The sequence below is a fragment of the Reticulibacter mediterranei genome, from assembly GCF_016587455.1.
Genome location: NZ_BNJK01000001.1, coordinates 656991 through 681599, shown reverse-complemented (window position 1 = coordinate 681599; position 24609 = coordinate 656991). Strand labels below are relative to the sequence as shown.

At 50.9% G+C, this 24609-nt stretch carries 20 protein-coding genes; 14 read left to right on the top strand and 6 right to left on the bottom strand.

All coding sequences use genetic code 11. From position 1 onward, the window contains the following. The first annotated feature begins 233 nt into the window (after positions 1-233). The 3 genes from K3T83_RS03185 to K3T83_RS03175 all read left to right on the top strand — a co-directional run bounded on the left by K3T83_RS03185 (position 234) and on the right by K3T83_RS03175 (position 2950). On the top strand, positions 234-1145 hold the full coding sequence (locus K3T83_RS03185; RefSeq protein WP_220201527.1) for a helix-turn-helix domain-containing protein: 912 nt from the start codon (positions 234-236) through the stop codon (positions 1143-1145). Between the two features lie 104 nt (positions 1146-1249). After that, on the top strand, positions 1250-2290 hold the full coding sequence (locus K3T83_RS03180) for an aldo/keto reductase (RefSeq protein WP_220201526.1): 1041 nt from the start codon (positions 1250-1252) through the stop codon (positions 2288-2290). Positions 2291-2566: 276 nt separating this feature from the next. Beyond that, positions 2567-2950: a VOC family protein gene (locus K3T83_RS03175; protein ID WP_220208158.1), complete on the top strand. Its 384-nt coding sequence runs from the start codon at positions 2567-2569 to the stop codon at positions 2948-2950. A 14-nt stretch (positions 2951-2964) separates the two neighbouring features. Here K3T83_RS03175 and K3T83_RS03170 read toward each other — a convergent pair whose 3' ends face one another. The 3 genes from K3T83_RS03170 to K3T83_RS03160 form a co-directional block, all read right to left on the bottom strand. Continuing rightward, positions 2965-3402 carry a hypothetical protein gene (locus K3T83_RS03170; RefSeq protein ID WP_220201525.1) on the bottom strand — a complete coding sequence of 146 codons (438 nt, stop codon included), beginning with the start codon at positions 3400-3402 and terminating at the stop codon, positions 2965-2967. Positions 3403-3509: 107 nt separating this feature from the next. Then, complete coding sequence (locus tag K3T83_RS03165) at positions 3510-4061, bottom strand: DUF6036 family nucleotidyltransferase (RefSeq protein ID WP_220201524.1); 552 nt, start codon at positions 4059-4061, stop codon at positions 3510-3512. A gap of 12 nt (positions 4062-4073) precedes the next feature. Next, positions 4074-4355 carry a hypothetical protein gene (locus K3T83_RS03160; protein WP_220201523.1) on the bottom strand — a complete coding sequence of 94 codons (282 nt, stop codon included), beginning with the start codon at positions 4353-4355 and terminating at the stop codon, positions 4074-4076. A gap of 433 nt (positions 4356-4788) precedes the next feature. Here K3T83_RS03160 and K3T83_RS03155 point away from each other — a divergent pair, with 433 nt between their 5' ends. Then, positions 4789-5241: a nitroreductase family deazaflavin-dependent oxidoreductase gene (locus tag K3T83_RS03155; RefSeq protein ID WP_220201522.1), complete on the top strand. Its 453-nt coding sequence runs from the start codon at positions 4789-4791 to the stop codon at positions 5239-5241. 140 nt (positions 5242-5381) lie between these two features. Here the strand turns inward: K3T83_RS03155 and K3T83_RS03150 are convergent, their stop codons facing one another. Continuing rightward, complete coding sequence (locus K3T83_RS03150) at positions 5382-6998, bottom strand: gamma-glutamyltransferase family protein (protein WP_220201521.1); 1617 nt, start codon at positions 6996-6998, stop codon at positions 5382-5384. Between the two features lie 26 nt (positions 6999-7024). Then, on the bottom strand, positions 7025-8134 hold the full coding sequence (locus K3T83_RS03145; protein ID WP_236064804.1) for a LacI family DNA-binding transcriptional regulator: 1110 nt from the start codon (positions 8132-8134) through the stop codon (positions 7025-7027). 675 nt (positions 8135-8809) lie between these two features. Between K3T83_RS03145 and K3T83_RS03140 the strand changes: the two genes are divergently transcribed. The 7 genes from K3T83_RS03140 to K3T83_RS03110 all read left to right on the top strand — a co-directional run bounded on the left by K3T83_RS03140 (position 8810) and on the right by K3T83_RS03110 (position 16800). Further along, the gene (locus K3T83_RS03140) at positions 8810-10501 is read left to right on the top strand and encodes an ABC transporter substrate-binding protein (RefSeq protein WP_236064803.1); all 1692 of its coding nucleotides are present in this window, start codon (positions 8810-8812) and stop codon (positions 10499-10501) included. Between the two features lie 293 nt (positions 10502-10794). Then, positions 10795-12102: an NF041680 family putative transposase gene (locus tag K3T83_RS03135; protein ID WP_220201520.1), complete on the top strand. Its 1308-nt coding sequence runs from the start codon at positions 10795-10797 to the stop codon at positions 12100-12102. 106 nt (positions 12103-12208) lie between these two features. Then, positions 12209-13195, top strand: a complete 987-nt coding sequence (locus K3T83_RS03130) for an ABC transporter permease (protein WP_220201519.1) — start codon at positions 12209-12211, stop codon at positions 13193-13195. Between the two features lie 5 nt (positions 13196-13200). Next, complete coding sequence (locus K3T83_RS03125) at positions 13201-14139, top strand: ABC transporter permease (RefSeq protein WP_220201518.1); 939 nt, start codon at positions 13201-13203, stop codon at positions 14137-14139. Between the two features lie 537 nt (positions 14140-14676). Continuing rightward, positions 14677-15363, top strand: a complete 687-nt coding sequence (locus K3T83_RS03120) for a nucleoside deaminase (protein ID WP_220201517.1) — start codon at positions 14677-14679, stop codon at positions 15361-15363. 231 nt (positions 15364-15594) lie between these two features. Continuing rightward, positions 15595-16158, top strand: a complete 564-nt coding sequence (locus K3T83_RS03115; RefSeq protein ID WP_220201516.1) for a hypothetical protein — start codon at positions 15595-15597, stop codon at positions 16156-16158. A 213-nt stretch (positions 16159-16371) separates the two neighbouring features. Further along, positions 16372-16800, top strand: a complete 429-nt coding sequence (locus K3T83_RS03110) for a YybH family protein (RefSeq protein WP_220201515.1) — start codon at positions 16372-16374, stop codon at positions 16798-16800. Between the two features lie 186 nt (positions 16801-16986). Here the strand turns inward: K3T83_RS03110 and K3T83_RS03105 are convergent, their stop codons facing one another. Further along, a complete protein-coding gene (locus K3T83_RS03105; RefSeq protein ID WP_220201514.1) occupies positions 16987-17925 on the bottom strand; it encodes an LLM class flavin-dependent oxidoreductase in 939 nt (312 codons plus the stop codon). Between the two features lie 607 nt (positions 17926-18532). Between K3T83_RS03105 and K3T83_RS03100 the strand changes: the two genes are divergently transcribed. The 3 genes from K3T83_RS03100 to K3T83_RS03090 are packed head-to-tail and all read left to right on the top strand — an operon-like array spanning position 18533 to position 24605. After that, complete coding sequence (locus K3T83_RS03100; RefSeq protein WP_220201513.1) at positions 18533-22015, top strand: hypothetical protein; 3483 nt, start codon at positions 18533-18535, stop codon at positions 22013-22015. Positions 22016-22047: 32 nt separating this feature from the next. After that, positions 22048-22254 carry a hypothetical protein gene (locus K3T83_RS03095; protein ID WP_220201512.1) on the top strand — a complete coding sequence of 69 codons (207 nt, stop codon included), beginning with the start codon at positions 22048-22050 and terminating at the stop codon, positions 22252-22254. Beyond that, positions 22251-24605 carry a hypothetical protein gene (locus K3T83_RS03090; RefSeq protein ID WP_220201511.1) on the top strand — a complete coding sequence of 785 codons (2355 nt, stop codon included), beginning with the start codon at positions 22251-22253 and terminating at the stop codon, positions 24603-24605. The genes K3T83_RS03095 and K3T83_RS03090 overlap by 4 nt, the downstream gene beginning before the upstream one ends. Positions 24606-24609 lie beyond the last annotated feature (4 nt).

The window sequence follows — 24609 nt, the reverse complement described above, 5'->3', positions numbered from 1 at the left end:
TACCAGAACGACCATTCCCTGGGAAAACAACACGTAGTCTATTGACATTTGTGAAGCATACATCTTCATTTGAGAGGTGTGCTATACTACACCTCAGTGTAGCAATTCATATCTTTTGCCTGTGCTTTCAGACTCGCGTGTCAGTCTGGGCACCTTAACCCTTGTCGCCTCAGTTCGGTTGAAAGCTCCAGTACAGACTCAAGAGAGGCAGTTCTTTGAGAAGAAAGGATCATATGACACAGAACGTACAAGCCTTCTCCCCAGTCGTGTGTCATGGGGTATGGCTCTTTTCTGAAAGCCCTCTCACCGTTCCCGAGAAGGCGCAATGGGAACAGATCATCGTTGAAGAGCATCGTTTGCAGCCTCCTTGCGCTTGCGAGACGGTCTTTTTGCACCATAGAATCTATATTGCCCTCAAAGATGTGGTGATGCAACGACAGATCGATTCAGGTTCTCTCGCTTGTTACAGGCTCCGACCTGGAGATATGTTCTTTTCTCTAGCTAACATGCCCGAATGGCGGCGTCAGGATGACTTCAATAATCATGTCTCAGTGTATCTGGAACCCACCTTGTTCACCCAGATGGCAGAAACGTTTGCTTTGAACCATGCGTTCGATCTGCTCAGGCAGGAGCAGGTCATCCATGACCCGTTGCTGCTTCAGCTTGGTCTGGCACTGCGTGCAGAAATCAAGAACAGTTCCGCACGCTTTTCTGCTGTCTACGTCCAGGAGTTGGCCCACGCATTTGCAGCGCATCTGCTCAGACGCTATGCTGGGTGGGAATCACAAGACTTTTCCCATGATAGGCACCTTTCATCTGTCAGCATGCGGCAAGTCACCGACTATATTTACGATCATCTTTCCGATAAGCTTTCGCTGTCGGCGCTCTCAGGGTTGGTTGGTATGAGTCCCTACTACTTTGCGCGCCAATTTAAACAGACGACAGGCAAATCTCCTCATCAATATATTCTCAGTCTGCGGATTGAGCAGGCCAAACAGCAGATTCTGAGAGGAGCGTCTTTAGCACAGATTACGGAGCGACTCGGCTTTGCCGATCAGAGCCATTTGAGCCGTGCTTTCAAGCGAGTAACTGGCCTCTCTCCACTGGCCTTTCGAGAGGAATACCGCAAGAATGTTCCAAATTAGCGCACATTTGTCCATGTGTTCTGCCTCTTTTTTTTGCTAGACTATTCATCAACAAGATGGCGCGAAGAAAAGAAGCGCGAATACGATGGAGAAACGAGGAACTGATGCGATACAAACTTTTTGGTCACAGTGGCTTACGTGTCTCAGAACTGTGTTTAGGGACGATGACCTTCGGAGAGGAATGGGGATATGGTACATCCAAGGAAACCTGCCGCCAGATCTTTGAAACGTTTCTGCAAGCAGGTGGTAACTTTCTCGATACCGCCAACTTGTACACCAACGGAACCAGTGAACGCTATCTTGGGGAGTTTGTGCAAGACGAACGTGAACATCTGGTCCTTGCTACCAAATATACAATGTCTTCCCCTGGACATGATCCCAATGCCGCCGGCACTCAGCGCAAGAATCTGGTGCAATCTCTTGAGGCAAGTCTGAAACGGCTTGGGACCGATTACATCGATGTGTATTTTATCCATATGTGGGACTTTCTCACGCCCATCGAAGAGGTAATGCGTGCTTTGGATGATATGATTCGTGCGGGGAAAGTGCTCTATGTGGGTATCTCTAATACGCCGGCCTGGATTATCTCGCGCGCGAATACGCTTGCAGAACTGCGTGGATGGACCGCCTTCACAGGAATCCAGGTGGAATATAATCTCATTGGGCGAGCCGCTGAACGTGAGTTGTTGCCTATGGCGCGTTCGCTTGATCTGGCGGTCACGGTGTGGTCGCCATTGGCCAGTGGAATACTGACCGGCAAGTACAACCAGGGGCAAGGCGGTGGTCGAGCCGGGCTAGCTGTGGCAAATGAACGCAGCCTGTCAATCGCCGCTGAAGTTGTCAAGATTGCCGAGGCGCGTGAGTGTTCCCCATCTCAAGTGGCCCTTTCCTGGGTCCGCCAGCAACCGGGCGTCATTATTCCAATTCTGGGAGCGCGAACTGTCGCCCAATTGAAAGAGAACCTCCAGTGTTTACAGATCAGGCTTACCGAAGAGGAAATGAGCCAGTTAGATGCGGCCAGCCAGATAGATCTGGGGTATCCACACACCTACCTCCAGCCGACTGACCCGCACAACTTTGCTTATGGAGGCATGTTTGACCAGATTGATGCCCATCGAGGCATCGAGGCTATCCCCAACCTTTGAAGGTGAGGTCATCATCTTCCCAGAAATAGAAGCAACTCAAGTGGAAAGAAGCGGGTAGAGCTGGCACTTCCGCTTCGTTGCTGCTGGGGATCGGGCCTACAGGCAACTTCATGCCGGCAGGCAGAGGGCGATGCCTGGACTGAAGCGACCTTACCAAGAGCAGGCCGATGAGTGGGCGAGCATAAAACAATAGACGCTGTGGGGTAAGCAATCACCCTATGAACAAGTCAGTCATTCTCGCCCGGTTCCATCAAGAGAAAGTGAGCAATGCTACCGATGAAGATGAAATTCACGAAGATTTATGTGAATAACCAGGACAAGGCTCTGACGTTTTATACAGAAGTATTGGGTTTTCTGAAGAAAGCCGACTTTCTAGTCGGATCATTTAGATGGTTAACCGTTGTCTCGCCCGAGGAGCCAGATGGGACAGAATTACTTCTTGAGCCAAACGACAACCCGGCCTCCAAGATATCTCAATCAGCCCTTTTTCAGCAAGGGATTCCTGCGACAGCATTTGCGGTTTCAGATATTCAGCATGAGTATGAGCGACTGAAACAACTGGGGGTGGTGTGGACTCAAGAACCAATACAAATGGGATCTGTCATCATAGCTATCTTTGATGATACCTGCGGGAACTTCATTCAGCTTGTTCAGGTCTAATTCCTGGAAGTTCCCTATGCGGATTTGCGCAGAGATGGACGTTCGTATTTATTGAGGAACATCCGATTGCCGCTGTAGACATTGTGCTTTTTGAAGGTCTCTGGGGTTTCGCGTGTGAGTCGTTCGCGGGTTTCTGCTTTGTTGGGATTGAAAGCATCAAACCAGGGTTCCGCCAATGTATAAGCTGCCTCGTGTACCCATTCGGGACAAGGCACGCCATACTGGTGGCTGAGATATTCTACCATTGCGGCGCAGTAAGCCGCCCAGCGCTCCTGTTCGAGAGTAGGAGCTGCTAGTTTGTGTATGGGGTCTATGATAAGTTGTTCTCGCTGATTGGGATGATACCCGTACCAGTGATTGAGAAAATTTCCTAATGCTGTCCACGGACGTTCGCCCAGTATAATCTCCCTGTAGGCCTCCGCCATTGTTTGGAGTTCAGTGCAGGTTTTCATCTGTTTCACCCCTCGACTCTTACTGCTCTCTTCTCTATTGTATCATGGCCTCTCAAAAAAAGATAGCCAGGCGTGATGTGGGTCTTTCATCACCCAGTTACGGCAGTTTAGAAAATATCATTCAAGTTCGCGTCGAGTTCGTAGTAGTCCTGCCACCTTTTATCGGGGACAAAGCGATCAACGAGGGCTTGCGCCTGTTCGCGGGACTCGATGTGGAGATCTTCAAGGAGGGTACGCACGTCGTCCTGATCTTTCGGCCTGAACGTCATCAACTTACTGGCAAGGAGATATTCTTTGCTTGGAAAATACACATGTAACATCTGAAAAGTCTTCCAGAGATGGATATCTGGATGTGGAGCATAATCTAAAATAAACTGTTTGACGCTATCATTGAGCCATTTTCTTGGGATATTATATTTCTTTGCCACTGCATTTCTTGCACGAATAAATTTTTTGACTGTTGTGATCGGAGGTTTCTCGGTCATTTCTGGGAGATCTAACAGAATTGCATCCACGTCTTCCGTTGAGCGCCGATTTTTCAGAAGTGTGACCATGACGACGCCTCCTACCACTAGAAGACGTACTGGTTGGGTTATGCCCTGACGCATTAGCTCTTCCCCAAGCATCGTCAAGTATTGCAGTATCTCTTCTTCTTCCATCGTTGTGTCCTCTTACTCCGTTGGGTTCAGCCTGGCTCTGATGGCATCAGTGGTCTTGACATAGACCTGGTCATGTCCATTGTACAATTGTTCCGTCCTGGATCGTGTGGTGGAGTCAAGGTACGTTACGTGCCACTCGCTATCTCGATGTTCTATGTTTTGCACTTTAACTTCAACGTCTGCAATCACAATGGTATCGTTGCGTTCTAACGACTTTACTGGTATCCAAAGATATTCATCGCTTGGCGTCAAGAGGACTGGCTGTTTTGCTTGCTCTTTTGTCTTCTTTCTCATATGTTTTTCTCCAGATAACCTTGCATTACTGAGGCTGTATTTCAATATATTACATTATTGAAATATGTTCTTAATGATTATATGATCGGCCAGTGTGGTGTAGCTCATTTGTAGAGCTATAGGCCTATGGGCGTGATTCTGACGAAAAAGCACGACGTACCGTATAACTGTTTTGGCCTATTGAAGAAAACCTCTTTGCTTTTGGATAAACTCTGCGTTCATACAAGTGGAGGTGAATATTTGTTGGTTTGAGGGCATCGTGAGGTCCATAGGGCTAGCAAGGTTCTGCGGCTCCTTATCTCAAGTTCGCGGCACCTGAGTACCTCTCCTACCGGAAGAATACCCAAATTCTTGTATAAAATTCAAGCTTTCGTATGTAGGGCCAGGGCCGTTCCTCACGATGCCCCTCTCTAGGAGAAAGAAGGACACATTCATGGCGAAAACCTTACACCTCACTGTTGTTGATCGCATAGGAGACGCACTGTTCATGGCCTTGCTACGTGCTGGTGTCAAAATAGGAACGATGTCACTGCTCACCGTGCGCGGTCGCAAAAGCGGTCAGCCTCATACGGTTCCGGTGCTCCTCGTTGAGCAAGATGGAGAACGCTTTTTGGTCGCGCCTTACGGAGTGGTGCAATGGGTACGCAACATCCGGGCAAGAGGTGAAGCAACGCTCACATGCAGGCGCCATTCAGAGACCATTTCCGTGACCGAACTGGAAGCGAAGGAGGCGGCTCCTATTCTCAAACAGTATCTTGGGAAGGCCACCGCAACTCGACCCTACTTCGATGTCACAAAAGACTCGCCCCTTGAGGCTTTTGAGCGTGAGGCACCGCGACATCCAGTCTTCCAGATCACGACGGCAGAAGAGGAGTCTTTCAGATAGATAGGCTTGTTCTACTGAACGGCATACCATATAATCTACGTTTGCAACCGACATGCCTATATGCTACGCAATAGAGAGAGTGTCGTATGCAAGGCAGAAGGCGTTTATGAAGTGATCATGCAAGTTTTAGTAGAAAAGTATTAATAACCGATGGCACATCCGTCGGTTCGTCCATCGCTTCCTGCTACATAGATGCCAGCGGGTAGTTGCCATATAATCTGTCCGCATCCGAAGACATCCATTGTGTGACCAATCTCAACCAGATGATCGCGCGCCAGTAAAGCCTGTACGAGAGCTGGAGAAACAGTTGGTTCAACTTGAATAGCGTTTCCCTTCTCCCAGAACCAACGAGGTGCATCCAGACTTGCTTGCGGATTCAGTCCATAGTCTACCGTATTGACGATCATCTGGAGATGCCCCTGTGGTTGCATATGACCCCCTTTGACACCAAATGGCCCGACAGCTTGTCCGGCGTAAGTCAAAAAGCCGGGAATAATGGTGTGGAATGGGCGCTTGCCTGGTTCCAGACGATTAGGATGCTCAGGGTCGAGGGAAAAGCCCTGTCCACGATTCTGGAGGGAAAAGCCGGTTCTTGGGACGACTACATGGGAGCCAAAGAGGGCACTGGTGGACTGAATCAGGCTCACCATCATGCCTTGCGCGTCTGCTGTGCAAAGTAGAGCCGTTCCTCCACCCTGGGGTTTGCCAGGCTTTGGAAGCCGCGCCAACTCACCAATAAGCGTCCGCCTGCTCTGAGTATAGTGCGGATCGAGTAAAGCTGCGGTCGGAACTGTGGCTCGTTCGGGATCGGCGATAAACCGCTGGGCATCGACAAAGGCCAGCTTGGTCGCTTCCACTTGTAGATGATAGCTCTCCACAGATTCACGGGGAAAGCGAGAGAGATCAAAACCTTCCAGGAGATTGAGCGCAAGCAGCGTCGTAAGCCCCTGGCTATTAGGGGGCATTTCCCATACCTCATATCCTCGATAGCCTGTGCTCAGGGGGTTGACCCAGGTGCTGGTGTGAGTTGCGAGATCAGAGGCGGTGAGCAGGCCACCTGTCCGCGCAGAGAATTTGGCAATCTCCTCGGCAACCTCGCCTTGATAAAAAGTCGCCGCACCTTTTCTGGCGATGAGACGCAGAACGCGTGCCAGATCAGGATTACGCCAGCGTTCGCCTACTTCCGGAACACGGCCTGCATTTGTAAAACAGGTCTCAAACGCACGAAACTCCTCACCCTGCAAGAAGCGATGTGTTTGCAACGCCCATTGCCAGTACATCTGTAAGGTTGGTGTGATCGGATAGCCATGCTCCGCATAGTCGATAGCCGGAGCGCATATCTCGTCGAAAGGTAAACTTCCGAAGCGCTGATGAAGATCATACCAGGCAGCAGGCGCTCCAGGAACAGTGACGGGCAGCCATCCAGTAGCAGGAATTTCCTGATAGCCCTGGCTTTGTACTATTTCGGTTGTTAGAGCACCAGGTGACCGACCAGAACCATTCAAACCGGATAAGCGGGAACCATCCCAGACCAGGGCAAAGACATCTCCTCCCACTCCACAGGATGCTGGTTCAACGACGGCAAGGGTGAGTGCAGTCGTCAGGGCTGCGTCTACAGCGTTGCCTCCGCGCTTGAGTATGGAGAGACCCGCCTGAGCCGCTAACGGCTGACTCGTGGCGACTACCCCGTGCGGGGCAAAGAGGGGTTGGCGTCTACCAGGGTAGGGTAGGGAGGCAAGATCAAGAGGTCTGGTCATTGCTCCTTCTTTCTGTGTGTGGTTGGTTATACGCTGGCCGGTCCTACCGAGTCTCGTTTGATGAGTTCGGCACCTAGCGTGATGGTCATGTCGGGTCCATTCATGTTGGCCGCTCTGTTTATGAGTGTTTTCAGCGCTATCGCTCCCATTGCTTCCATATTGGAATGAATGGTGGAGAGTGCGGGCGTCACATGTTGTCCCAGATCAATGCCATCAAATCCGATTACTGATACATCTTCAGGTACACGTAGTCCCATTTCGCGCAAAGCCTTCATTGCGCCAATTGCTGTGATATCGTCTACACAGAAGATGGCACTGAATGTCGCTTTGCGTTCAAGCAGACGTTTGCAAGCCTGGTATCCTCCCTCCATCGTAAGATTGCCTGATTCAACCAGAGTGTAATTAATTGGGATATCGTAGTCAAGTAAAGCCATGCGATAGCTAATCCAGCGTTGTTGAATTGAATGGATTTTATGGTACATAGGACGAATTGGAGAATCTGAGGGGCCGCCGATAAAAGCGATACGACGGTGTCCCATACTGAAAAGATAATCCATAGCTAACTGCCCCCCCCGAAAGTTATCGGGCAGGACTGTATCGACAGGATGTTCCAGATCAGGGATGTAGTTATCGACCAGAACAACAGGCAATTTCGTTGCGTGTAAAGCGTTCACGATCTCGGCCTCAGTTTGCCCAACCAGGAGTGCTCCACCGAGGCGCATCTCGTAAAGAGTGGTAATTAAGAAATGGGGTTGGTGACGTATATCCGTAATGGTACGATAGGTGATTTTAATGTTAGCAAGCCGGGACTCAGTCTCAACACCATGAAAGATGGGTGCCCAGTAAGGGTCCAATGTTGCGGGGGTCTGCTCTATACTGGAGCAATACAAGAAACCTACTTCTTTTAACGCTCGACTGTTAGCATGAGCATTTGGCTTTCCACCTACACGGAAATAGCCAAGTTCGGCAGCTACTTTCAATACTCGTTGCCGGATGTCCTCACTAACATTACTATGATTGTTAAAGACTCGCGATACAGTACCAACGGAGACCTCTGCATGTTGCGCGACATCTTTAGCGGTAATAGAGCCTGGCACAGCTTCAACCTCTTGCCTGTCTACAATGAAGATTTCCATTGAACTTTCATGAAATGATGCTAGCATGATTTTATTGAAATGTCAATCTTTCTTCATTCAACTTCACACGCAGGCTCTTTCCCTGGCGGCCTTGCCGTTAAGGTAAATAAAAGGTGACTCATAGGAGAACTTCCAGTTTTCCTATGAGTCACCTCGGTTTTTTTGCGGCGACCTCTGCCTACACTGCTCGCCGCACAACGGCTCGCTGAGGGAGGGATGGTGGCTAGAGGTGGGCTGTGCCCACCTCTAGCCACCATCCCTCCCTCAAACAGGACGAAGTGCCGAAGGCGCTGGGGCGTGCGAGAGCTACAGCGAAACAGTCCGGGATGACTCATATGTGCATGCGCGTTATCCTTCCAAAAATTGAGTGAAAAACTTGCACGTGAGTGGATCAAGCAGCGCGTATTGACTTTATAATGAAAAGTAATTAATATTAATTTCATCGATAGCATATCACCAAAGTTTCATCAGAACTGTGAAAAAAGCGAGAGGTGCCTGCTTATTACGTAGATGGTGTTGATATGGTTAAAGTACCAGTCTATCGATTTTATTTGTATCTTGCTTACAACAAATCTTGTAGCGTGTAATCCTCCCCGTGAAGGCATGTCTTCACACTGCGATCTCGGTATCGTTGAGTAACTATCGATCCGTTTATCTGGTGTTAGGAGGTACTCGGTGACACACAGCGCTTTATTTAAGCAAACAAACAAGGCAGGAATGATTTTGATATCGTTGCTGCTACTCCTCTTAGTGATGCTGACAGCCTGTGGAGGTAGTAATAGCTCTACAAAAAAGAAGCCCGCGCACCCCAACTCGCTTACGATGCAAGCAAACCAGACAGATGCATATCCCCGGAACTTCAATCCCTATTCTCCCAGCGTGATCAGTGGCACACAAGGCTTGATCTATGAGACGCTGCTTAACGTCAACCGCCTGAACGGTGATATCAAGCCCTGGCTGGCATCTAGTTATCAATTGGCAAGCGATGCACAAAGCATCACCTTCCACCTGCGCCAGCACGTCACCTGGTCAGATGGGCAGCCCTTTACCAGCGACGATGTGCTCTTTACGCTCAATCTGCTCACGAAAAATGCCTCCGTCGATCTGACAGGTATTGGCGCAGTGGTCAAGGACGTAAGCGCTCCTGATGCCAGCACGGTAAAGGTAACATTGAATAAGCCCTTCAACCCTATCACCTGGATTCTCGGAGGGCAGGTTTATATGCTTCCCAGGCATGTCTGGTCGAACGTCAAAGGTGACCCATCGCAATATGCCGATCCCAATCCGGTTGGCACTGGCCCTTATCTGGTGAAGTCATTCACACCCCAACTGGTGACATTGGTTAAGAATCCTAAATTCAGGCTACCAGGGAAGCCTGAGGTAGATGAGGTCAAGATCCCCGCTTATGCCTCCAATGATAGTGCTCAGCTAGCTCTACAGAAGGGTCAAATCGACTGGACGAATCTATTTATTCCCGACATTGATAAGACGTATGTGGCACTGGATAAACAGCACAACCATTATTGGTTTCCCAGTAGCGACGACGTGATGCTTTACCTCAACTTAACGAAGGCTCCCTTTAATGATTTACAGGTGCGTAAAGCTGTGAGCCTTGCCCTGAATCGTGATAATATCTCGAAGCTTGGTGAAGATGGCTACGAACCTCCTGCTAATCCAACAGGACTGGTAGGGGAGAACATTAAGATGTACATTGCCCCAGAGTATGCCAACTTGCAGTTTAAGCAAGACACAGCTCAGGCTGGTCAGGTACTTGAGGGTGACGGATGGAAGAAGGGATCTGACGGATTTTATGCTAAAGATGGTAAACCGTTGGCCTTTAGTATTATCGTAGTCAGCGGTTATAGCGACTATGTTGCGGATTGCCAGATTATGGTGAAGGATCTGCAAGCGGCAGGCATTAAGGCTACCGTGAATGGAATGTCCGAAGATGCCTTTACTAATGCGTTGCAGACCGGGCATTATGACGCTGGTATCCTCTGGACCAACCCTGGTCCTACGCCTTTCTATATCTATGAAGGCCTGTTGCGTAGTACAAACTCAGCCCCCATTGGTCAGGCAGCCCCTTCCAATTATGAACGTTGGATGGACCCTGCCACTGACAAGTTATTGAACCAGTATGCAGCAAGCACCGACCCAAATGTGCAGAAACAAACCATTATGGCGCTAGAGAAGATTATGGTGGAACAACTTCCCAGTATTCCGTTGACCGCGGAACCGTACTGGTATCAATACAGTACTGCCAAATTTGTTGGTTGGCCCGATGAACAGCATCCCTATGCGGCCCCGGGAGCGGCTGTCTACCCGGACATCGAGTACGTACTATTGAATCTGCAACCGGTTCAGTAAGCTTGCCATCTAGCGAATGTGCTGGATGCCCCTCTGTGCAGAGGGGCGGGACTCGTCCTGGCAGCGCCTCTGGCCTGGAAGTTTCACGGATGAGGACGAGTTCTGCCCTTCTCGACATGACCAACAGCGCCAATATGCTTTTGAGCAAAAGTTGCACGTAAATATATACTTTTAAAGAGTATTCTATTCTTGTTTAAACTAACGGAGCAAAAGAGAGCGACCGATCTTGCGAAAGGTCGCTCAACCGAGTAAAGTTCCAGTATCAACCCAAAGATACAAGGAGCAAAACTCGTATGCACCTTAACACACTCAAAGCCTTTCGTCACGCGGTGTATGGGACGTTGGAACGGGCCAAAGATGCCCTGTTCAATCTGTTGGATGCATTGGTGACAGAGGATCGAGCGCACTCGTTGCCAGAATTGTCGCTGTCTCCGCATTTTGAGCGGGGCTGGGGAAGCGTCTACGAAGCGCTGGAAGATGGGCGCATCAATGAAAAGCACCTGCGAGAGGTCTTGGTAAACTTCCGCCCAGCCTCTTGTTCTCCCTTGCGCTTGGCGGTGGATGCCACCGGGATCGCCCGTCCGAAAGCTGTCACCTCGGCAGATCGCAGCGCCCAAATGGTTCACAATTTGCCGGAAGGCGAAACGGCCAGGACGTATGGCTGGCAATTTTCGACGGTGGTGGCATTGCCGGAGCAGCCTAGTAGTTGGACCTATGTCCTCTCGGTGCAGAGGATCGAGACCGCGATCACTGCTCAGCAGATGGCTTGGACGCAGTTGAGGGAGCTTGCTCCCCAGTTGCCGACTGACACGATCATTTTGATGGATCGGGGCTATGATTCTGCTTGGTTGTGGTGTCAATTGAGTACCTTGCCCGTTCAAGGCACGTTGATTCGACTCAAGAAGAATCGCTGTTTTTACCGTCCAGCTCCAGCGCCAACAGGCAAACGTGGTGCCCCACGCAAACGCGGAGAGAAATTGCAGCCCTGCGATGTGACAACGCACAGCGACCCAGACGGCACGTGGTCTGGCTCTGATACTGTTGGACGCCCGGTGCAACTGCGTTGGTGGCACAAGCTCACGCTCAAGGAGGCTGGCTGGTTGAAGCTGTGCGTGATCCGCGTGGAACGCCCACAGGCCAAGCGAACCAAGTGTGATCCACGAGTCAGTTGGTTTGTCTGGATTGGACAAGCAAGCGCTGATCTGCCTGCCGCCACTCTGAGCTACGTCCATCGCTTCAGCCAAGAACATGGGTATCGTTTTGACAAACAAAGTCTGCTGTGGGACAAGCCCAAGTTGCGGACCCCAGAACAGTTTGAGCGCTGGAGCCATCTGGTGGCAATTGCCCACAATGTGCTGGTGCTTTCTCGTTACTTGGTTACTCCTCAGCTTCGCCCGTGGGAAAACCGACACCGCGAGCTTTCCCCGCAACAGGTGCGTCGAGCGATGAGCAAATTGTTGCCACAATTGGGCACTCCTGCTCGTTCTCCACGACCTCGCGGAAAATCGCCAGGGAGACCTAAAGGGGCCACGATTCGCAAAGCTGAGCGCTTTCACATCATTCATCAGAAGCCGAAAGTGCCTCCACTGGTCCCAAAATAGACAGCTGATTGGCTTTTTCATGCGTTTTCGCTCTTTTCACGGAACGGCTTGCCGTCTTCCGTAAAAAGCTGTTAGTTTAAACAAGAAATTCTAGAAAGGGGTAAATATGCGTCACCTGCTCCGTCGCATCAGTTTTTATCTGGTTGCGCTCTGGGCCTCGGTTACTGTGAATTTCCTCGTGCCCCATCTGGTGCCCGGAGACCCGGCGCAAGTCTTTATGTCTCGTATGAGAGGGCATGCTTCTCCTCAGATGCTTCGTGCATTAGAGGCATCTTTAGGGGTAAGTCATGATCCGCTGCTGGTTCAGTATGGACAATATCTCAATAATCTCTTGCACGGTAATCTTGGTGTTTCCATTATTTATAGCTTTGAACCTGTAACTCAGGTGCTTGGACAGGATCTTCCCTGGACCCTCGTTCTGGTCGGAATGTCGCTGGTAATTAGCTTCATTATTGGTACGATCTTAGGAGTTATCGTTGTCTGGCGACGCGGCTCGTTCAGTGATGCTTTTTTCACGCCGTTCTTTGCTTTTATTTCTGCAATTCCATATTTCTGGTTGGCGCTCGTCTTGCTCTATGTCCTGGGTTCACAACTCAACTGGTTTCCCTTGCATGGTGGTTATGATGTCGATAATGTTGAACCTGGATGGAGCTTTGATTTCATAATGAGTGCGGCACAATATTCCATTTTGCCTGCGTTGACTATCGTCATCGGTTCTATTTCTGGCTGGATGCTTGGTATGCGTAATGCGATGATTACGACCTTATCAGAGGATTACGTATTAATGGCAGAAGCAAAAGGTTTGAAGCAAGGGAGGATTATGTATATGTATGCGGCGCGCAATGCCATTTTACCAAATATTACCGCATTTGCGCTCTCTCTGGGCTTTGTGGTAAGCGGCTCCTTGCTGACTGAGATTGTCTTCTCCTATCCTGGCATTGGCTTAGCAACATTACAGGCAGTGAATAGCCATGACTACGCGCTCTTGCAGGGAGCTTTTCTGGTGATAAGCGTAGCAGTGCTGGCTGCGAACTTTCTGGCTGATTTTCTGTATACACTCCTTGATCCACGCGTGCGTTTGGGAGGGCAGTAACTGCTATGGATATACAAGTTGATACGCCTGAAACTACAAAAGCTCCTTCTCCTGCTATCCAGCGACAGCTTGAAATCTGGCGGATTTTCATAAGGAATCGGAAGGCGAGTATAGGCATGATCGTCGTAGGAAGCTTTGTGCTCTTAGCCATCTTCGGGCCGATCATCATACGGCAAGATCCTCATACATTCACAACTGATGTTCTGCAATCTCCGTCGGGATCTCACTGGTTTGGCACAACAAATTTTGGAGAAGACGTACTTGTGCAGACTATAATAGGAGCGCGGTTCTCCGTTTTTATGGGCCTGGGAATTGGCTTGATCACCACCATCATTTCTGTTCTAGTGGGCTTGACTTCTGGCTATTTTCTTGGGTGGATAGATGAGGCACTCTCGCTGTTGACCAACGTATTTCTCGTGTTGCCAACACTTCCTCTGGCTATCCTGTTGGCTGCATTCTTGCCTAATAAGGGACCGTTTGCCATTGGATTTATACTGACGATCACCGGTTGGTCCTGGGGAGCACGGGTACTGCGCTCTCAGACCCTCTCGTTGCGCAATCGGGATTGTGTGGAGGCAAGTCGCGCGTCCGGTGAGTCGATATGGCGTATCATTTTCTATGAGATCCTCCCCAACCAGACGGCTATTGTGGCTGCTCAATTTTTTGGCACTGTGACTTATGTGATTCTGGCAGAGACTGCTCTGGAGTATCTGGGCCTGGGCGATATCACTGCTTCAACCTGGGGCAATATGCTCTTCTCGGCTTCTACGAACAGTGCTCTCTTACGTGGGGCATGGTGGTGGTTCCTGCCTCCGGGTCTGTGCATTGCCATTCTAGGAGCGGCTCTCACCTTCATCAATTTTGGCATTGACGAGATTGCCAATCCGCGTCTACGCAATGAATCTGGGGGCGTAAGGCGGCTATTAAAGAAATTCCGTGTATGAGAAGTGGTAGGGGGGACTCCACCCTTCCTTTTGACAGGTAGAGTGGTTCACCAGGAGAAAGAGGCAGATTTGGCCAGCTTAAAGCTGAGACAGACAAAATGAACAGATGAAAGGGTGCCTCCTATGTCACAATTACCTTCTTCTCTACAGTCGGAGAAAACTTGTTCTTAGTGGATCTCTAGGTTTAATGGGTACTCTGTTCGGAACATGGCCTGCTTCTGCCTCTTCTGTGCCCAGACCTGGCCCACTCACGAGGCGACGATATTGATTGGGTCTTTGCCTTCAACACTCGCGATTGGGCTGCAAATACTCATCCCACCATTGAAGAATTGACCAAGATGATAGACGATCAGCTCAACACGACACCCATTGCTTAACGAACAACATTGCGAACCCGGGGGATGGGCAAGCCTTCTTTTCATGCCAATTTGAAGTTCATCCCCTGGGACTATATAATGTCAAGAGTAAACTGCATCAAGCGGTAAACACGACATGATGACTCTAGAGCTATCACATGGATGGATGGTGACAGATACTATGGTAAGTGAAAGCAATTTCCTGGATGCATGGAACCACCTGGCATTAGGAGCCAGAATGGCCTTTTGCCAGCAGTGGATGGGCTTAGCGGCAGGAGGCCTACCTTGCGGTTGCTCTATTCTCAATGAGCAAGAGCAGATCGTCGCTCTTGGACGTAACCACGTGTATGACCGACCGGAGAAGGTGCCGCTCTCACCCACATCCCCTCTGCAATATACACGTGTGGCACATGCAGAAATCAATGCCTTAGCTTTGGTTCCATCCGATAGCGAGCCGAAATTCCTCACGTTGTGGACAACACAGCACCCTTGTATCATGTGCGCTGCTGCTCTGCGGTTTATTGGCATTGGAAAGGTCTGGTATATTGCGGACGACCCATCAGATGTTTTCCCATCTCGGGACATCCTCGCTAGTCGTGGAAGTATCTCTTACGAAGCATTAGGTGAGCGGCTGTGGTGGACCGTGAGCAATCTGCTCTTTCTCTATAACTCAGCTGTCAAGCAGGGGGCAGATGCCACAAACCTGCGGAAGAATCGCGATCGCTATCCCGGGCTTGTTCAACTGACACTTCAAATAGCCAAGGATGATGCCTTGGGGAAAGCAGCACGAACTGGCATAGCGCTCCCGCAGGCTTTGCTCCCTTACTCTCCTGCAATTTTTCAAACGGCCTCACAATCTGACCTGTGACTGCGCTCGTACCTTTCAGGGGCGGTGGTTCCTGGTTCATTCTCCATAGTATGGGGCTTGCCCTTTTTCTGTGATCTCTCCTCGGTTATGAGAGTGGCTTTGTAGTGGAGGTTGCTTGTCTGAGTATCCTGTATGAGAGATAGTCGCGTGGGAGCAGGACGGAGAGCCAGATGAACATGCTTTTCCATCAGGCACCGAGGCTGTTCCCGATGGAAAGAGGTGGTGGTGTTTATGTCTGTCCAGTTGCCTTCAGTCAGCACCGTTGAGGGAGTGGTTGTGCGGCTTCTCCTGGCTGAAAGTAAGGGTCTGGCTGCTCCTTCATATGATGAAGAAGAAGTGTATCGCGGCATGCAAGCCATGAAAGCGGTGCCTGATAATCGCTTGTATCATCATCCTGAGCAGTTTGGAGCGCCAGGGGCACTCAACTACGTCGATATCATCACGGCACCTGGTCAGTTCCAGGGCTTTTTTCGAGACGAATCTGGCATGGTTCACCTCTCGGCTTCGGTACAACAGCGCATCCAGGAGGTGGTACGTCTGGCGAACACAGATGCCTATAGACCCTCTGCTCGTTTGCTGGATGATGCGATGCAAGTTACCAGGGCCAGGATTACCGATCCCTTTGTTGGAGTGACCAGGGTAGATGGGATCGCAGTTAAAGGGGGAAGCTATGGGTGGCAACATGAGGAGGCAGTTGATCTGGGTGGCTATTTTCTTGCCATTCCCGCTTCGCACGGTGGCATCATTCAGGGCAATCAATTCTACACCCTGAGAGCGTCGTTCCCGAGGATCTGAATGAGCATGGCGCATTATTGATGTGTTTCACGAGATGAGAGAATGCGTCATGCTTGAGGAAGTATGTATATTGGCGCTTCATGGCGTTTGATCTCTCCTGCCAAAAATTGCGCTACTGACATACTGTTGTCACTCCAAGAGGGTATACTGCTGGTATAAAAGCAAGTGAAGACCACAAACAAACCTATAAAAAGGTCTTGAAGGAGAAACGGAATGAACAACGACCAGCATGATTTTGAGCAGTTTATGAAGCAGCGCAACGAAGCGGCACGCGCTTATATTGATGGAGATGCCGCTGCACTTGGTGAGATCGTCACGCATCACTCCCCGGCCACCTTCTTTAGCCCATCAGGGGGTTATTGTCAGGGGGCTGAAACCGTCTGGTCACAGTACGAACGTGATGCCACCAATTTTGAACCTGGCAACCAGGGGCAGCTTGAGATCCTGCACATGGCAGCGAGTGATGGGCTGGGCTACTGGGTCGGGTTCCAGCGTGCCACTGCTCGTCTGCATGGTCGAGCAGAACCTGTCTCCTTCAATTTGCGCGTCACCGAACTCTTCCGCCGTGAAGGAGAGAGTTGGAAACTCGTTCATCGGCATGCCGACCCGCTGCTCTCCGAAGCCGATGCAACGCTCCAATAATCAAGGCATTGAAGCCTTCATCCGTTCATTCTAGCCTCAATGCATATTTCCAGTCAACGCGACCGCGAACCGCATCAAACGCTGGGATGAGTCATGATGGCTGGCTGCTTTTCCTGTTTTGAAAGATGATACCATTCCCTGAAGGAAAAGCAGCCAGTCGCGCTGTCTCTTCAGGACTGACTCAACTTAAACCAGGGCATTGAGCCGTGGCAAAACCTCCTCGACCAGCAGGCGGAGAGAGGTGGTATCAGGGAACCGTTCATTTTTGATGAGAAAGGAGACGACCCCCAGATCGATATATGGCTTCAGTTTCTCAATGATCTGGTTGGGCGTTCCTACAAATGGATGGGCTGAAGGGGTTTTCCACTGTGGATTAGGCGAACGAAAAGAGGAGAGGTCCACGTTGCTTACATCAGCTCCTTCCGGCACACAATAGCAGCCGCCGAGCCAACTGCGTCGCAGTGTTGCTGGATCGCGTCCAACCTCAGCGCAGGCTCTTTCGCTCGCTTTTATCCGCTCACGGTAGGTCGTGATATCCACATGCGAACTATTCCACTCATCGGCGTAGCGTGCAATCAAACGAAGCATACGCGGCTGTGATCCCCCGATCATAATGCGTGGGATGGGATCGGGCTTTGGCTCACAGGCAGCATTCACTACCTGGTAGTGCTTTCCCTTGATGGTCGTCCTGGGTTGGGTCCAGAGAGCCTTGAGAATGCAGAGGGTTTCCTCTAATTGTTCCAGCCTCTCCCCGGGTTTTGGAAAGAGAAAATTATAAGACTCATGCTCTTCCAGGTTCCAGCCAGCCCCGATGCCCAGAACAAAGCGCCCTTCGCTCAGATATTGGGCGGTTGCAACCATTTTCGCGAGCAAGGCTGGATTACGAAACGTTTGAGCCAGCACCACATGTCCAAACTTGAAGGCAGGATAGCAGGCTGCCATGTAGGTCAGAGCAGTCCAGCCCTCCAGAACAGGTGTATCCTGAAATTGCAAATGGTCTGGAAACCAGATGGAGCGAAAGTGCCCGCTGACGATATCCAGGCTTTCGCGAAGGTGTTTCAAATAGGTTTCGCGGGGCATGCGAGGCTGTGTGGGAAGGGAAAACCCGAACTCGATTGTTGACATATCTTATCCTTTCAAATAAGGAGATTGCTCTTGAGAAGAGCAGTGTCGGAACGCCAGGGTGCTTGTCATGTGTCTGGATTGGATGTGCGGGAGCCTTCTGCCCTGTCCTTTTGGCCCTGACGTTGGTGAGATAGCTCATCTCTGATGGAAGAACTGCTGGATGCCACGCGCAGGGGGTGAACTGTGGTTGGCATTGTAACCAGGAGCTGACCTTCAGAAGAAAGAGATCAGGTGCAGGGCAGGTGCTGGACATACCAAGAGTATATAATATTTGCTTGGGCTTCAGGCAATTACAGGTGCAGCACCGCCATACCAATCTCGAAGGCGTCGGGGGGATTTTGCATAATGGCCCATTTTCTCTTGAAAAGAGGGTTGATAAGCTGCTATTTCATTTCAGATATTTATTGTCGATATATGCTGTAAACATCTTCATCATCAACGTGTGAACATTTTTGCTTGTCTTGACAAAGTGAAATTCAGCAGTTATACTTTAAAAGTCCTGGGGCGCGAACATACTGCAATGCCTGTAGCGACGTTGAAGCCCTCTACTTTGTCTTCACTGTTGTTGCAAAAATAATCCAATGTTGCTAGATAAAGAGAAGAAATTATGACCAGTATATTGATGGTCCCCATTCATCTCGACGCTCTGCTCCTCAAACAAGATCAACTGCTTGCCGCTGCAATGGCGGATTTTAGCCGTTTGCCGTATTCTAACCATGTTCAGGATGTAAATGCTGCGGTTGCCAACATCAGCGAAGACGTTCTTTCCCCCCCTTTTGAGGATCAAAACCTGTATGTCAAAGCAGGGATTCATCTGCACTGGGCTCTCCCCGATACGTTGACGCGTGGGAAGCACACGGCTGATGGGACCGATTTTCCGGCTGTCCCTAATCGTTGGTTGGTTGTGCGGAGCAGGAGAGAAGCCGGCAAGCAGGAGAGTATCGAAAAGGCGTGGGTGGTCGAGAGCGATTATCTGTATCCAGATGGTGTGGCAGCTGGAAGCATCTCGATCCCTTTTTCCCCGACACCCGCACAGGGTAAGTATCGTCCATTTCGCTATCAGGGCAGAAGTGTACCATTGGAGCAGTGGCAGGCGCAGGACACACAGGCTGAATATCTGGAGAAGTTGACGGCTGTAGGGTATGGAGAACCTACGTTTGCTGCTTTTTATCCAAATTGCCACAGCGTTTTTGGTCTGTATGATGGCGATGTTGCCGAGTTGTCTGATGGTTTGCAGTACGATGTCATCGGCTGGTATAGTCAGCCAGCACAAGATTATCTGGCGCTCTTTGTTCGCGATGTGATTGCCGCTGCAAAGGGAGTGATGCCAGGCGTTGAGGCGTTGCAAGCGGCAATCGCTGAACAGTTACGCTGGACAGTTGCGCTTCAATCCGACCAGGAATTTCCACAACAGACGATCTGTTATGCGCGTCTGAACTTTGACCTGTCTTCTCAACATCCCGATGACGAAACGACAAGTACTATCACAGTGGCAGTTGGCAATACAGGGACCGAAGCGTTGTCTGCTTATCTTGCCAGTACCATCGATGCTACTCAGAAGGCAGTCATTGAGGATCAACTGGAGGCATTGCAACTCGCGGATCGTCTCGCACACAGGCAGCTGGATATCGGGGCGAAATTTGTGCAGGCGCGCCACGAGAAAGGCTTTGCGGCTCTGCAAGGCGGCTCACTCTGGACCATCAAAGCTGATACAGACCCATCTGCGTCTGCTGATGCTCCGATGACGCAAGAGCAATTGGCGATTGTGCTCCCGGACGATATGGCACAGGTCTTGAACAGGCTCAATCTCTTGCAGCGATCCTACGATCAGTCCATGCAGAATATTGCCTGTATGCGCAAGCAGCTTTTTGCTGACTGGTACAAGTATATGCTCAGTACCTATCCTCCCGACGATGCCCGCGAAGATTACCCCGATATTGATGAGATACGCTATTTTATTGAGGGTCGAGACCTCATGCCGCTTCAACAGACAATGGATGCGGCGGGGCAATTGAGCTTTACTGCCGATGGGGTGCCGATTAGCAGTGGCGCTTCTTCGTCGCTGGCTGCTCAATTGGTGCAAGCGATCAACGATCTTCTGGGGATGCTGGCCATATTTAATGCTAGTGATGCTATTAAGAAAGCGAAAATGACCTATACGCTCAAGCAGATGCCAGCCCCTCGTTATTGGCAACCTGCGGAGCCGGTACTCCTTCTGCTTGGTCCAGTAGTGCAGCCGAACGAACGACATGGTCAGGATGGCCTGCTTGCCTGTCAGATCTTGCCCGATGCGACGGTGCAAGATCTTCTGCCTCGCCAGTTTGCCACAATCAGAGCTATGATCGATAAAAGCAGCGGCGAGGAGGGAGCAGCGGGTTTCAACACATGGACTCGACAACCCTGGAATCCCTTCTTGTTGGAATGGGTGGTGGAGGTGTTTCCTCTCAACGATCAGGGCAACCTCCATCCCGAAACGGAGGAGTATCAGCAGGGTTTCATTACCAGCAACTACACATTGCCAGAAAATCAGCCTGACCTTTCCCCCTTGCCTGCCCGTACGCTTGTTAAGGCGGCGAACGTGTACAGCGGAACCAGCATTTTGACCTCCTATGCCCAGAGCAACCTCAAGGAACTGGTAGCGGCGTATGTGCAAGACCCGCAGGTCGACACAACAACGGATACATATCGGCAGATCAAAGCTGCCTATGATTTGCTAAGCGCGAGCAATTTTTATAGCCTGTCGCAAGCGCTGAGCGGCTTTAACGAGGCCTTGCTCATGCACAAGCAAACCAGGCAACTGGCCCTTAGTGATCCGTTGGGCTTTGACGACTATCAGGTGTTCACGCAGAGTGTTGGAAACGATGTACAGTGGGAGAATAAGAGTGCTCCCCAACCGCTGTGGGACTTTAACCCGATTCGCTCAGGGGCGATGAGTATTTTGCGGTTGCGGCTGGTTGATACGTTTGGGCAGGTGCGTGACCTGGATTGGAGCAACATCATCACCACAGAACAGATGAGCGATCCACAGAGCGCCAATCGGGTCATGTTGCCGCCGCGCCTGATGCAGCCGTCGTGCCTGAACTTTCGCTGGCTGACGGCGGCAACTGATGAGCAAGAAATGAACGATCATCCAGCAACTACGCCGATTTGTGGCTGGGTACTGCCCAACAATCTTGACAATAGCTTGCTGATCTACGACAATCAGGGAAAAATTCTAGGTATCATCAACCAGCGAGCTATCTGGGATAGTCAGGCACCAGGTTTCCCCAATATGACAGTTGATGCCATCGCCAATCCCCATCTGCGGCAGATGGTGCGCTACCTGCTCAATCAGGGCGAGACGTTCTTGAGCAATTTTATTTCAGTGCTGGATAGTGGTCTGGCAAATATCGACCCTGAAAACTTTGCGCAGCATCAAGATCTGGCCCTGCTGATAGGGAGGCCCATTGCTCTAGTGAGAGCATCGCTCAGTCTGGAGCTACAAGGGCTACCGGCCATTCACCAGGGATGGAACAATTTTCGCCAGGATTTGCGGCGTACCACCAGAGATACGAATGGCTTTTCTGACGTTGTGTTTCCAATCCGTCTTGGCGAATACCAACAATTGAACGATGGATTGGTTGGGTATTGGAAAGAGCAGGGCGACGGCTACGCAGACGATATGTTTTATGCCCCGCAAAGCGATCCCATCGCAGATGCGCATATCAAAACGCACGCCGATCATCCGGCACCGCTGCAACAGACGCTAGAGGCTCCCCCAACGATTGTGAGCATGCTGGTTGATCCGCGCGGCTCCGTTCACGCGACGTGCGGTATCTTGCCGGTCAAGGGGATTACCATCCCACCCGATCAGTATGCGACGGCCCTGCAAGCGATTGAAGTGCTTTTCCTCTCGACGCCCATTGTCACCGATAGAGGAAAGATCAATCTCCCACTGCCAGTGGAGGCGGGCTATAGCTGGTCGTGGGCGGCGAGCGGACAAACGACAGAGATAGGCAACGTCACGCTGGAGGCGACGTTTTCGGCGCAACAGGAGATTCGTGAGGGTTGGCTCAAGCTGAGCGCAGCCGAGTCATCGACCCAACCATAAGTATTTTGCGACGTTTGGAGAGAGGAAGAGTTATGACAGACATTCGACTGAACCTGACGCTTGAAGAGACGAATATTGTGCTAGAAGCGCTGGGCCAGATGCCCTATGCTCGCGTGTATCTGTTGATCGCGAAGGTCCAGCAGCAGGCGACGGTGCATTTGCACGAGCAGCAGCAACCATCGCCAGAGAAGCAGAACCAGAACGAGAAGCCGGCTGAGAGTACAGGAGGGCCGCGATGACAACGATAGAGCCAGTGGCACAAACGGCGTTTCGGCAGAGTTATCCCATCGATTTCCATATCTACGATGACGACGAGCAGGCTATCCTCACCATTACGGATGATCCGGCGGGGCAAAATCTGCACATGGATATCGGTAATGCTTCGGGGCAGACTATCAACTTGCTAGCGCCGGGCGATACCACCGCTGGTGCCAGCAATTATCATTTTGCGCTCCGCTTTCGGCCCGGCACCCTCGCCCTCTCGTTTCAAACTTATGCCTCATATACCGCTTTTGCGCTGCAAGAGGAGCAGCAGAACGCCAGCTCAGTCCAGACGTTCCAATCATTTGTAGCAGCCACGCCGTCGCCTGCAATGGCAACCGACTCCGTTCCCGCGCCTCAACCTGTCCAGTCGCCCACAATGTCGAGTGCGGTTCAGGCGTTTGCTATGGATACCGCATCGACGTTACAGGATACGCTGAAAGGCTGGAATCTGGGTTATGGACAGGAGGAAGATGGCAGCATAGTTCTCTATTTTCTGAGTACGCAGGCGCGAACCTTTGCGCCCAATGCTGTCATGACCATCACTCTGCCACATATTAGCGCCAATGGAGAAGGGGGCGCGCGTGGCACCAGGGTCGAACTGCTCTATCAGCAAATGACGTTTGGCGACGATACGACGCCTCTGAGCGGTCGCAGGCAGATTTATATCAGTATTGTCAATCAGCGCGGCCAGAAACAAATCCCGCTGCATGTGGGTTTTGTTGGCTTCGATAGTGTTTTGAACGACGGCCACACGCCAAATACGCTTACTTTATGGATCACCAATATCTTACAGGATGGTGTAATCGCGCTGAACCAGGTCGATAGTAGCGTGCCCTCGCGGTTTATCTTCTCCTTTGACGTGGATGATGCCCATAAGGATAGAGGTTGGTCGCTGGGCACGCCTGACCAGGTTGGCGCGATTATCGTGAAGCCAGTTGATGGAGCCAACTGGTCGCTGACGGCGTCGAAGCAGGGACAGTCGCCCGAATGGATTCTCACATCTAAGCAGACCACACTGGCAGCGGATGAGTCATTGAAGGTCACGTTCGCCAATATTATCACAGGGACTTCGGGACAGGCGAACCTCTATGTGCGCTATGAGAATATTCCAGGCTACTGGGATGGACAGTTTGTGGTGGTGATTGAGAAAACGCCGCTACTGTATCGTGGTGACAACGTGGGGATCGGGATTACCAATCCCACGGCGACGCTCACCGTCAGCGCCTCGACAAACCATTTGCAACTGAGGCGGGAGGCGACGGAGAAAACGGGCGATAAGATCCTCTTTCTGGAGCTTTTTCAGAATGATAGCGCCTCGCCGACAGTGCCAGAGGTCCATCCAGCCATTCGTTTCAATCATAATAATCGATACTGGCAACGGATCGAGGGCCGTTCTGATGGCATTCACTTCAAAACAGGCGATACCAATTCAGATTCATATATTGATACATTTGCAGGTAGTGGACATTTTAGCGGCAATGTGGGGATTGGAACGACAAATCCGCCGGTTACAGCGCTCGAAGTAAAGGGTGGTGATTTCCAGATAGCGATCACCAATGCCCAGGATCATCGCTGGGGATTTGTCAACTGGACGGATGATAAGCTCTATTTCCAGTATCGTGCAGGGGGAACGCTTACGAACGCAATGTGGCTCGATAATAGGGGCGTGCTTACCGCGACTGGCGTGGCGGTGAATGGCCTGACAGCAAGCACCCTGACAACAAGTACTCTGACAACAAGCACCTTGACGACAAGCAGTCTGGGTCTAGGCGGGAACGTTATTCAGCAGGGGGTGAACTGGACGGGAGAGAGCCAGACTCCCTATAGCAGCCCTACCAGCGGGACGCACGACATTGCTCCACTGGTTCAACCGAATGCCATCAGGATTGTTGGTGCAGCAGGTGGCGTGCTGGCTGTGAATACTGGTGATGTGATGGCATGGGCCTCGTATGGCGTTGTTGTCAAGGGCAATTTGTGGGCGCGGAACAAGTATTTTCTGATCGATCATCCGACTAAGCCAGATCATAGCTTGATTCACGCCTGTTTAGAGGGACCGGAATCGGCGGTCTACTATCGCGGAGAGGCGCGACTGGAGCATGGCCGCGCAGCAATCCACCTGCCAGAGTATTTCGAGGCGTTGACGCGTCAGGAGGGTCGAACTGTTATTCTGACGCCAAAGGGTCGGGAGCCATTTTTGTTGAGCTATGAAGAGATTGTTGATGGTGTGTTGAGGGTTTATGGAACTTGTAGCTATGGGACGTTTTCGTGGGAAGTGAAGGCGGTGAGGGCGGATGTGGAGAGATTGCAAGTAGAAGAGAAAAAATAAGGAG